Source organism: Methylobacterium sp. Leaf87, assembly GCF_001422775.1.
Classification (GTDB): domain Bacteria; phylum Pseudomonadota; class Alphaproteobacteria; order Rhizobiales; family Beijerinckiaceae; genus Methylobacterium.
Window position 1 is genome coordinate 37,851 of sequence record NZ_LMMI01000020.1, and the last position, 7,477, is coordinate 45,327.

Sequence of the window (7,477 nt, forward strand, 5' to 3'; positions counted from 1 at the left end):
GCCGCAGGACGAACACCCTGCACGCCCGCTTCAGGACCTCGCGCGAGGGGAAGGCCCGAATCGATGTCGCTGAACGCGATCAACACCGCCACGGCCGGCCTGCAGGCGATGCAGGCCCAGATCGGCGTCGTTTCGCAGAACATCGCCAACGTCAACACGGTCGGCTACGTCAAGCGTGTCCAGTCCTCCGTTGCCCAGAACGACGGAACGGGCATCAACAACGGCGATGTCTCGCGAATTCTCAACGCCACGTCGCAGAAACAACTGCGTTTGGAGAGCTCCGGCGCGGCCTATACGAACATTGCCGCCAACGTGGGGACGCAGCTCGATGCGCTCTATGGCGTTCCCGGTTCGAGCACATCCCTCGATGGAGTCCTCAACGGATACACGCAGTCCCTCCAGGCACTCGCCAACGATCCCACGGTGAGCTCCGTACGCGCCACCGTAGCCAGCAACGCTGCGACCCTCGCGAGCCGGATCGGCACCATCGCCAACGGCATCCAGACCCTGCGCACGGGAATGGAATCGCAGATCGCCAGCGACGTGAAGAGTGCCGGTTCCCTGCTCAGGTCCATTGCACAGCTCAACGTGAAGATCGTCGCCGCCAACGGCATCGGTGCCAATCCCGATCTCCTCGATCAACGCGACCAGGCCATCAACCAGCTCGCCCAGTACATGGACGTTCAGGCGACCCAGGTGGGCGATGGCTCGATCACGGTGATGACCCAGTCGGGCGTCACCCTGGTCGATCACGGCGTTTCCGCATCGCTCGGCTTCGACAGCCGCGCGGTGTTGAGCCCCGAGGCCCTCTATTCCACGGAGGCGGGCAAGAGCGGCGTCGGCACGATCACCGCAACGACACCCGGTGGCGCTCGGATCGATCTCATCGCCACGGGCGCCCTGCGCTCGGGCTCCCTCGCGGCCGCCGTGACCGCCCGCGACGACACCCTGGTCCAGGCACAGCGCCAGATCGACGAATTGGCGGCCGGGCTGGCGCAATCGACCACGGACAGGACCGTTAGCGCCGCTGCGAGCACAGGCATCGACCTAAACGGGTTGAAGGCAGGCAATCGGATCACACTGGGTCTCGCGAACGGTTCTCAGATCGTTCTCGTCGCCTCGGACACCGGGACTGCTACCTTCCGAACTGGCGATATCGATGGTTCCGCGCCTATCGCCTTCCGAATGCCCGGTGCCCAACCCATTGGGACGATCAACGGCGATGCGACACTGGCAGCGAATATCACAGCCGCCCTGCAACCGAATTATGTCGCGTCCGTCACGGCGGGCAAACTCACGATTGCGCTTGGCACAACGCCGGTGGCAGGCACGGCATCCGTGACCACACTTGGCGCGACCCTCACCATCCCGTCCGCCGCGAGCGAAACGAAAGCTCCCAGCAACAATCCCGAGATCGCTCTGTTCGTCGATTCCGGCCGGGCCAACGGCCTTTACACAGGCAACTTCGATGGCGGCTCCCAGCTGACGGGCTTTGCCCAGCGCATCGCCCTCAACCCGGCGATCAAGGCCGATACCAGCGCCCTGGTGCTGTCCTCGGCGACGACCCAGTCCGGCGACGCAACGCGTCCGCAACGGATTTTGGACGGGCTGATCACCCGCCCCTACACCTTCTCGGCCGCTTCCGGCATCGGCGGCGTGCGTGCGCCCTTCACCACCAACGTGGCCGACTTCGCCTTGCGCATCATCGACGCGCAGGGAGCGAACGCGGCGTCGAGCCAGAGCCTGGACGAAGGGCAGCAGATCGCCCTCGCGACGGCACAGAGTCGGTTCTCCAGCGAATCCGGGGTCAAGATCGACGAGGAGATGGCCAACTTGATCCAACTCCAGACCGCCTACGGTGCCAACGCGCGGGTGCTCACGGCCGCCCGCGACATGCTCGACACGCTCCTGCGGATCTGAGCCGTGGTCCCGCCCAACGTCGTCCGTCCTCCGTTCCCGGGATCGCGCCCATGACCATCACGCCCTTCGCGGCCGGCAGCTACACCACCACCTTGAACACGCAGCGCCTGCTCGCGACCAAGGACAAGCTCGACACGCTCACCACCCAGCTGACCACGGGCCGGGTGGCGGAGACCTATGGCGGCTTGGGTGCCTCCCGTACCACGAGCTTGAGCGCACACGCCCAGGTCGCGCGCCTCGATGGTTACGCCGCCAGCATCACCGGCGCCCTCAACCGCATCACGCTCGGTTCGGCCAGCCTGCAGAATCTGTCCAAGGTCACGTCGACAACGGTGAGCGGCATCGCCGAGGGATTGACCAACACGAGTTCGTCCTTGGCCCGCGACACCACCCGCCAGACGGCTGTGGCCAACCTCGACCTGTTCGTCGATACCCTGAACCAGAACTACGCCGGAACCTACCTGTTCGGAGGGCGCGCCACAGATACGCCACCCGTCATCTCAGCCGACGAGATCCTCAACGGCGACGGCACCAAGGCCGGCCTCAATGCCATGATCGCCGAGCGCAAGGCCGCCGACGGGATCACCGGGACGGGAAACCTCAGCATTCCGGCCACCGGGACGGCGGCGGTCACGGTCTCCGAGGGAGCGAGCGCGATCGGACGCGCGAATTTCGGGTTCACCCTGCTGGGCATCGACAGCTCCAATAAGGCCGCGTTCAGCGAAAAGCTGGACGCGGCCAGTGCGCCGAGGGTGGCTCTCGGTTTCGGCACGCAGCCGACGGACGGCGATGTCGTGCGGCTCAGCGTCAACCAGCCCGATGGCAGTCAAGCCTTCGTCGATTACACGGCGCGGACAGGCCCCGCCCTCGGAGCCAACGAATTCCTGATCGGCACCGATAGCGGCTCCAAGCTGAAGTTGGCACTCGGGCAGAGCCAGATGGCGGCTCCCGCAAGTCTCGCCGCGCAACCCGTCGACGGCGCGTCGGTCCCGGTGACCATCGTGCAGCCCGATGGTACTCGAACCGTCGTAACCTACACGGCACGCACAGTCGCAACGGGCGCGGCCAACGAGTTCGTGATCGGGCAAGACGCGGCCGGAAGCTTCGCCAGCCTGACGATGGCCGTCGGGGAAAGGGGGATCGCCGCCGCCCAGAGCAAATCTCCCCCGGGCGTGACCCTGGCCCTCTCGGGCGGTACCCCTGCCAGCGCCTCCCTGACGGTCAGCGCCGTCACGCCGCCCAAGGACGGCGACACCATCACGCTGACCCTCGGCCTGCGCGACGGCACCCCGACGACGATCACGCTGACGGCCAGAACCGTCGCGGACAGCAAGGATCCTTCGGTTTTCGCCATCGGCGCCAGCCCGGAGGCGACGGCCCTGAACATACAGAAGGCGCTTTCCGACACGGTGAAGACGAGCGCCGGCACGACGCTCGCGGCCTCGTCCGCCGTCCTGGCCTCCAAGGACTTCTTCGCGGGCTCGAAGTCGGACGCGTTCGCCCCGCGCCGGGTCGACACCGCCACCGGCGGCTTCTCCACCAATCCGGCTCGCAAGACGGTGATCTGGTACACGGGCGACGAGAGCCTCGCCGATCCGCGTGGTACGGCAACCGTCCAGGTCAGCAGCGGCCAATCCATCGGCATCGGCGCGCAGGCCAACGAGGCCGGCATCCGCAACGCGCTGGCGGGCATCGCCGCCCTGGCGAGCGAGAGTTTCGCCAGCACCAAGGAACCGAACGACACATCTCTTTCGGCCGCGGACCGGGCCTTGGCGTTGAGCGAACGGAGCCGTTACACCGCCTTGACCGACCGTGTCCGCACCGTTCTCACATCCAAACAGGACGATCAGGGCATCGCCCAGATCGCCACCGAACTCAGCCTCGCCGCGGCCCAGATCACCAACGCCAAGGCACAGAACGGCGCCACCAAGGCGCAACTGCAGAACACCCTCGCGGGCACGGATTCGATCTCCACCGAAGAAGTCGCATCCAAACTTTTGGCCATGCAGAACCAGTTGCAGGCGAGCTATCAGGTGACCTCGATGCTCTCGAAACTGACGCTGGTGAACTACCTGTCGTGAGCGACTGGGTCGGGCCGGCCTTTCTGGCAGGCTTGGTTCGCTTCGGCATTCACGGCTCGGGTCGCAGGACTCGCCCCGTCCATCGGGCCCTTGCGGTATCGCGGGGCACCGGTCCGGTTCGCGCGATCCCGGCGTCGATCGTTCTGGACCCGGACGGCGTTCACATCGGAGTTCGCAACAGGCCGCACCTTACCGGGGCTTCGGATCCAAGGGTGGAAACCGGCGCGGTCGCGCCGCGTATCGTCGTTGTGGCTGCGTCATTCGCCCCGACAAGACCGGTTTGCGCAAAGCGCGATCCTGCATCCATGCCTCCGGTCGGAAACACGACGCGGTCGTGACCCGTCGCACCCAATGCCGAGATGGGCGCGACGGGCATCCCTCCTGGATGGTCGCGGGGAGGTCGTGGAGCGCCTCGGACGGACGGAGGCTTTCCGGTCGACCGAACGACGCCTGCATCCGTATCGTCGGCGGCGCGGCGCAACATCGGACCTCCTGCAGGAGCCGTCCCTTGCCTGGTGGGCTCGAGTGATCGACTCTGCGCCGCACCTCGATGATGTCCAGGGAGAACGAGAGATGGAATCGATCGGCCGGGATCTCGCCGAAATGCAGCGGGTTCCCCTCGCGGCATCGCATATCGCAGCCCTTCGGGCCGTTGGGGTGGAGCGGCATTACCCGGCCGGGAGGTTCCTGGCACGTGCTGGCGAACCCGCTGATCGATTCGTCTACGTCGAAACGGGCGAAGTCGAAGTGGTGAACCCATTCACGGACGAGCGCCATCTTCCGTCGACACTCGGGCCGACGCAGTTCATGGGCGAGATCGCGTTCCTGAATGGCGGCAACTGGTCGATGCCGATGCGGGCGGTGCGGGATACCAGCGTGATCGAGGTGCCGCGACTGGAGATGCTGCGGCTGATGTCCGAGATCCCCGAAATGTCGGATATCGTCATCACGGTGCTCGCCGCCCGCCGTCGGCGGCAACTCGACACGCGGGACGGCACCTTGGTCCTCCTCGGCGAGGACGACGACCGGGCGGTTCGGCGGATTGCGGAATTCATGAGCCGCAACCGCCTGCCCTACAGATCCTACGCGCTGGCAAGCCCGGAGGCCGATGCCGTGGCGCGAAGCTGTTCGATTGCCGTCGACAGGCCTGCCGTGATCTTCGGACGCGACATCGTCGTGACGGAGCCCACATCCGACAAGGTCGCGCATCTGCTGGGCCTCAACCACGACCTCGTCGACGACGAGGCTTTCGACGTGCTCATCGTCGGCGGTGGCCCCGCCGGCGTTGCAGCCGGCGTCTATGCGGGCGCCGAGGGGCTGCACAGCCTGGTGATCGAGGATGTCGCGATCGGCGGCCAAGCCGGGACATCGAGCCGCATCGAGAACTACATGGGATTTCCGACCGGGATCTCCGGCGCCGATCTGGTCTGGCGCGGCGAGGTCCAGGCGATGAAGTTCGGGACGCGGTTCGCCATGCCGCGCCGGGTCACCAGACTGGATCAGCTCGAAGACGGAGCGTTCTGCGCCACGTTCGAGAACGATCAACGGGTTCGCGGCCGTGCCGTGGTCGTTGCGACCGGTGTACAGTACCGGCGCCTGCCGATCGATCGGCTCGAAGCGTTCGAGGGCGCCGGCGTCTACTACGCGGCAACGGAAATCGAAGCGCGTTACTGCCGGAATGCCGAGGTCATCATCATCGGCGGCGGCAATTCAGCCGGTCAAGCGGCGATGTTTCTCAGTCGGTCGGCCAAGCATGTTCGCCTCCTGGTGCGCGGACCGTCGCTCGCAGCCTCGATGTCGCACTACCTTTCGAGCCGTCTGGAAGCGGACCCGGCGATCACGATCGACTACGGCACCGAAGTCAGCGCTCTCCATGGCGAGCACCGTCTCGAAGCGGTCACGACCCGCAGCGTTGTCGATGGAACCCTTCGGACGAGCTCGGTCTGCGCCGTCTTCGTGATGGTGGGGGCCGCACCCAACACCGGATGGCTCTCGGGCCTCATCGAACTGGATGGCCACGGCTTCGTGCTGACCGGAGACGCGATCGGGGCAGGATCACCTTACGCGACGTCACATCCCGGAATCTTCGCGGTGGGCGACGTCCGCGCAGGCTCGGTCAAGCGTGTGGCCTCGTCCGTGGGCGAAGGCTCGGTCGTGATCTCCAAGGTCTGGGAGTATGTCCGGCACTGACGGCGCAGAGCTTCTCAATGGGAATGAGACATCGACGGCTCAGCGACGCCCCGGAACGTGGCGCTGCGACGAACCCACCGGCCAGGACAGCTGGCTCGCCTATCCGCATTCGGTCGCGCGATGGGGTCTCGGGAGGTCGCATGCCTCAGCACGGGCCGGTCGCATCGTTCGCTCGACCGGGTGCCTGGATGGAGGGACCGAGCACCGGCAGAGCGACCTCATTCCGAAGGCGCCCGATGTCGTTCACCCGCAAGCATTGTCGCCTGAGAAGCTGTCGTCTCCCGGTCCCGTGCTGGGAGGCTTCAAGCAAACCGCCAAAGCCCCCGTGAGCGATCGACTACACTTGAGCGAAAAACTTCGTGCCGGCCACACCCGTGATGGTGAGGGCGATGAAGGCCATCTGGGTCGCATTCACTTTCTCGCCGAAGACCAGCGCGCCGAACACGACCACCCCGACGGCGCCGAGGCCGGTCCACACTGCATAGGCCGTCCCGGCCGGCAGACCACGCATGGCAAGAGCCAACAGGCCCATATTGACGAAACTCAGGACGATCGGGACCGACGAGGTCGCCCAATCTCCCCGCACAGCCGCCCATTTGAGGCTCAAGGCCCAAGCGATTTCCGTGGCCACCGCCACGCTCAGAATGACCCACGCCATGGGGTGACTCTCCGATGCGGGCTCGAAAGAAAACGCTGCAGCCGGAAACCCGGAAGAGGCCGAACAGCTCCGCCGAGCACCGGGGCCCGACCCATCGAAGGCGAGAGACTTAGTGCACCGCAACATTCCTGTCGATGCCGCAAATCGAGGCATCGCACCTCACCCCGTTGCCGCATGGTTGGGCAATCGAGCGTCTTCAAACGCTGCGTCGGTTGACGGCCCGAATGCCGATCCGCGGTAGGACGCCGGATGAATCCATTCTGGTCTGAAGCCACGTTGTGCCCCTGCGCCTTGCGAGAAACCTTCCATCGACGGCTGCAGGCGACCGATCGAGCGTCTCGCCACCCCGGGATCCCGCGCGACACATCGTCCAAAGAAGCAACGAGAGCCATCGGACCCACGGCCCATGCCTCCCGTTCAATCGATCGCCCGACCACTTCCGAGCGGCGAAAAGGTCGCGTAACGCATCGGGCGCGCGGGGGATTTCAAATTATCATATGATAATGCATCGGTATCACGCACATCTAGAGGCTGTTATGAACCGCTTGCCAGTTGAGCGGCCTGTTTGAGCATGAGGCAGACGAAGGCGACGATGTGGAGATCGGCGAGTGTGCTGGGATAGCGCTCG

General features: G+C 65.6%; 4 protein-coding genes and 1 pseudogene. 3 read left to right on the forward strand and 2 right to left on the reverse strand.

Annotated features, from left to right (window positions below; translation table 11 throughout):
* Window positions 1–63: 63 nt before the first annotated feature.
* The 3 genes from flgK (at window position 64) to ASF22_RS12070 (ending at window position 6,191) form a co-directional block, all read left to right on the forward strand.
* Window positions 64–1,920, forward strand: a complete 1,857-nt coding sequence (gene flgK, locus ASF22_RS12060; protein ID WP_056264540.1) for a flagellar hook-associated protein FlgK — start codon at window positions 64–66, stop codon at window positions 1,918–1,920.
* A 50-nt stretch (window positions 1,921–1,970) separates the two neighbouring features.
* A complete protein-coding gene (locus ASF22_RS12065; protein ID WP_056264543.1) occupies window positions 1,971–4,001 on the forward strand; it encodes a hypothetical protein in 2,031 nt (676 codons plus the stop codon).
* 573 nt (window positions 4,002–4,574) lie between these two features.
* Window positions 4,575–6,191 carry a cyclic nucleotide-binding domain-containing thioredoxin-disulfide reductase gene (locus ASF22_RS12070; protein ID WP_056264548.1) on the forward strand — a complete coding sequence of 539 codons (1,617 nt, stop codon included), beginning with the start codon at window positions 4,575–4,577 and terminating at the stop codon, window positions 6,189–6,191.
* 337 nt (window positions 6,192–6,528) lie between these two features.
* On the opposite strand, the gene ASF22_RS12075 is transcribed toward ASF22_RS12070, so the two are convergent.
* Together ASF22_RS12075 and ASF22_RS24885 are read right to left on the reverse strand one after the other, a co-directional pair.
* Window positions 6,529–6,849, reverse strand: a complete 321-nt coding sequence (locus ASF22_RS12075; RefSeq protein WP_056174667.1) for a multidrug efflux SMR transporter — start codon at window positions 6,847–6,849, stop codon at window positions 6,529–6,531.
* A gap of 534 nt (window positions 6,850–7,383) precedes the next feature.
* Window positions 7,384–7,477, reverse strand: a pseudogene (locus ASF22_RS24885) (IS5/IS1182 family transposase); the annotation flags it as partial.

What these genes read in the sequence shown, in the direction of transcription:
- flgK (WP_056264540.1), top strand. Translation starts at nt 64, where the DNA reads ATGTCGCTGAACGCGATCAACACCGCCACGGCCGGCCTGCAGGCGATG.
- ASF22_RS12065 (WP_056264543.1), top strand. Translation starts at nt 1,971, where the DNA reads ATGACCATCACGCCCTTCGCGGCCGGCAGCTACACCACCACCTTGAAC.
- ASF22_RS12070 (WP_056264548.1), top strand. Translation starts at nt 4,575, where the DNA reads ATGGAATCGATCGGCCGGGATCTCGCCGAAATGCAGCGGGTTCCCCTC.
- ASF22_RS12075 (WP_056174667.1), bottom strand. Translation starts at nt 6,849, where the DNA reads ATGGCGTGGGTCATTCTGAGCGTGGCGGTGGCCACGGAAATCGCTTGG.